The 2,933-nt window shown below is 27.1% G+C and carries 4 protein-coding genes; all 4 read left to right on the top strand.

Annotated features, from left to right (window positions below):
• Window positions 1–159: 159 nt before the first annotated feature.
• The 4 genes from H8909_RS12855 to H8909_RS12840 all read left to right on the top strand — a co-directional run bounded on the left by H8909_RS12855 (window position 160) and on the right by H8909_RS12840 (window position 2,760).
• A complete protein-coding gene (locus H8909_RS12855; RefSeq protein WP_187013106.1) occupies window positions 160–867 on the top strand; it encodes a LytR/AlgR family response regulator transcription factor in 708 nt (235 codons plus the stop codon).
• Window positions 857–2,086 (top strand): hypothetical protein, encoded by a 1,230-nt coding sequence (locus tag H8909_RS12850; RefSeq protein WP_187013105.1) that lies wholly within the window; start codon window positions 857–859, stop codon window positions 2,084–2,086. Before H8909_RS12855 ends, H8909_RS12850 begins: the two co-directional genes overlap by 11 nt.
• On the top strand, window positions 2,079–2,306 hold the full coding sequence (locus H8909_RS13845; protein ID WP_187013104.1) for an accessory gene regulator B family protein: 228 nt from the start codon (window positions 2,079–2,081) through the stop codon (window positions 2,304–2,306). The genes H8909_RS12850 and H8909_RS13845 overlap by 8 nt, the downstream gene beginning before the upstream one ends.
• Window positions 2,307–2,490: 184 nt before the next feature.
• Window positions 2,491–2,760: a hypothetical protein gene (locus H8909_RS12840; RefSeq protein WP_187013103.1), complete on the top strand. Its 270-nt coding sequence runs from the start codon at window positions 2,491–2,493 to the stop codon at window positions 2,758–2,760.
• Window positions 2,761–2,933: the final 173 nt, after the last annotated feature.

Below are 2,933 nucleotides of genomic sequence, written 5' to 3'. Positions count from 1 at the left end.
TTCATCGGAATGGTTGGTCAACCCCATCGGAATTTTATGAAAATGGCTAGTTGGTCAAGTGTATCGGAACACTTGGTCAACCCAATCGGAATGAGTGATCAACTAAAGTGGAATAATCATACTATTTATTAAAATGAAATAGGAGTTGATGGGAAATTTATGAAAGCACTGATTATTGATGATGATGAATTTTTTATAAAACAATTTGTTCCACAAGTAGAGCTTCTTATGCAAACTACGTTTAAGGAATATACTGTTGATATTATTAATGAAAATTTCACTAGCATCAAACAACTATTAGATTATGATATTATATTTCTAGATATAGACTTAAGTAATGAATATGTTAATGGACTGAGAATTGCAACTAACATTAAAGAAAGAAATGAGAATGCTGTAGTAATTTTTGTATCTAATAGAGTAGGATTAGTTCATAGAACATTAGCGGTTCAACCGACATATTTCATAAGAAAAAATAATATATTAAAAGATATGGAAGTTTTAACCATTATTATAAAAAAGATTTTTAAAAGACGTCTTGATACTATTCTATTTGAATACAAGGGGCGAAAAACTTCTCTAAAGGTTAGTGAAATAATATATGCTGAGTCATTGGGACATAATGTTATATTACATACTATTAATAATACATATGAGTTTCGTTCCAATTTTCAATCATTGCTAAATAAATTTGATCATGTTAAATTCACAAGAATTCATAAATCGTATGTTATCAATATTAATAAAGTATTAGAAATTAGAAAGAATGATATATGTTTAGAAGGTAATATAATTTTACCGATTGGTCGAAAATATAAGGCAACAGTATTAGATGACTACAAGGAGAGTTTATTGTATGATATTTAATATTTTTATTAATTTTTTTGAAGATTTTGTCTTGAATTGTTTTTTGGCAAAATCTTTTAATGTTAAAAATAAATTTAAGTTTGTCATACTTGGAACTTCATTTTCTGGATTAGCCACAACACTCCTTGATAAATCAAATTCAATTAGTGAATATATATTATTAGGAGTAATATTCTTGATTGAACTCATTCTATTAAGATTTTTCGAAGAAAGGGTAACATTTAAACTTATATTATGTGTATTGTTAGGAATTTTCCTGATCATTTTTTCAGATTTTATTGCACTAAGCATTAGTTCTTGCATTTTTTCTATTGAGATATTTAATATTGCTGAAAACTATAATATTTTTGTATATACCATTATTTTGTCGAAGGTTATATTAGTTCTAGTATCATTTATTGCTACAAGATGCTTACTAAAAGCTAATATGGAATTACAGTTAAAAGAATGGTGGCCATTGATATTGATTGAGATTATAGTAGTAATTTCCTTATTTACTTTGTGTTATGGAATGATTTATTCATTATCTACTACAATAATTATCATTATCATGATTTTATTAAGTGGAATTGCTTTCTTTTCAATGGAGTTATCATACAAAATTCATAAAGAAGAAAAGTTAAAATCAAACTACATGTTAGAATCTCAAAAAAATAGTCTTAATAAAGAAACATATGAAAAATTGCAATTTTTGAAATGTGAAGTACTAGATATGGAACATAAGCTTATGTATATTTTACTTCAAATAAAAAATCAAACAATGAATAACAATATAAAGAAAATTATCGATAATTACATTAAAAATTTATCTAAATATTCTGCTATATTTATTACTGATAATCCATATTTTGATACTGTAATATGTTCAAAACTTAATGATTTATGGATAGAAGGTAGAAATTTTAAGATAAGTATATTTATTTCTAAAGATCCATTTTATGATCAAACGAATTTTGTGAAATTACTTTTAGATTTAATTGATTTATTTCACCAAATTAGCACATATTCCTGTGATATTGAAATCTCAATTATCGAAAAAAATCAATTTACTGTGATAAAATTAATAAGTCAACTGTGCAATACTAAAGAATTAGAATTATCGAAACAGGTATCAAATTATATCAGACAGTTAAATGGAAAAGTACGTTTAACAACGACAGCTAATTATAGTTCAGTTATTATATCTATTGCTCGAGAGGACCTAGAAAATCATGTATAAAGGAATTAAGGATGCTATTAATAATTCCGAGTCTACAAAAGAAGCTTATATTTATGGATTTAAAGTCATCTTGTTAAATTTTATAACAATATTATCTGCATTACTAATATCGCAAGTATATTTAAATCATATATGGGCAGGACTATTTTTCTTAGTGTTTTTTATCCCCTTAAGAACATTAATAGGTGGTTATCATTGTAAAAATGCCTATACATGCTGAATATTACGGAGTGGCAAGGCTACTCCATACGGTAAAATAAGTCCATACGTTACGCTAGAAAAGTCCAGTGAATCCGTTAAACAAGTCCACCATATTTAATATAAAGATTTGCATCTCTTGGTTGTAAAATAGACTTGATAAGTAATAAATACTTATCAAACCTTGCAACTAGGAGGTTTTTTTTATGCGAGATGTTAAGAAGATTTTGGAAATGAGATCTCAAAATTCTAGTCAGCGAAAGATAGCTGAAGCACTTAAGGTATCAAGAGATACAGTAAGAAAAGTATCTAAAGCAGCTGATGAAAATAATATTTGTTGGTCAATGATCCCGAATCAAAATGAAATGGAAGTACAGAAACTATTATTTGTAAAGGAGACTAAACTTAATCTGATTACTAAACAACCTGATTATCAGTATATTCATAAAGAACTATTAAGACCAGGGACAAACTGATTATTCGCTCGTAATTGCACCGGTAGTCGCAGAGCTATGCACCACCTCTGTCGCATTAAGTGCACCACCTAACTCTTACCAGAATAATAGCCAATCATGATAGTCATGATTGGCTAAATAATTCCCTTATTTTATTCTAAAATTATCAGTACCCATATCTATATCGATTCTAT

Origin of the sequence: Catenibacterium faecis (assembly GCF_014306455.1) — a bacterium.
GTDB lineage: Bacteria > Bacillota_I > Bacilli_A > Erysipelotrichales > Coprobacillaceae > Catenibacterium > Catenibacterium mitsuoka_A.
Note: the sequence above shows the minus strand (reverse complement) of the source record. Positions and strands in the feature narration are given on the sequence as shown.

Coding starts and splice junctions, on each gene's coding strand:
- H8909_RS13845 (WP_187013104.1), top strand. CDS start 2,079: ATGTATAAAGGAATTAAGGATGCTATTAATAATTCCGAGTCTACAAAA.
- H8909_RS12840 (WP_187013103.1), top strand. CDS start 2,491: ATGCGAGATGTTAAGAAGATTTTGGAAATGAGATCTCAAAATTCTAGT.
- H8909_RS12850 (WP_187013105.1), top strand. CDS start 857: ATGATATTTAATATTTTTATTAATTTTTTTGAAGATTTTGTCTTGAAT.
- H8909_RS12855 (WP_187013106.1), top strand. CDS start 160: ATGAAAGCACTGATTATTGATGATGATGAATTTTTTATAAAACAATTT.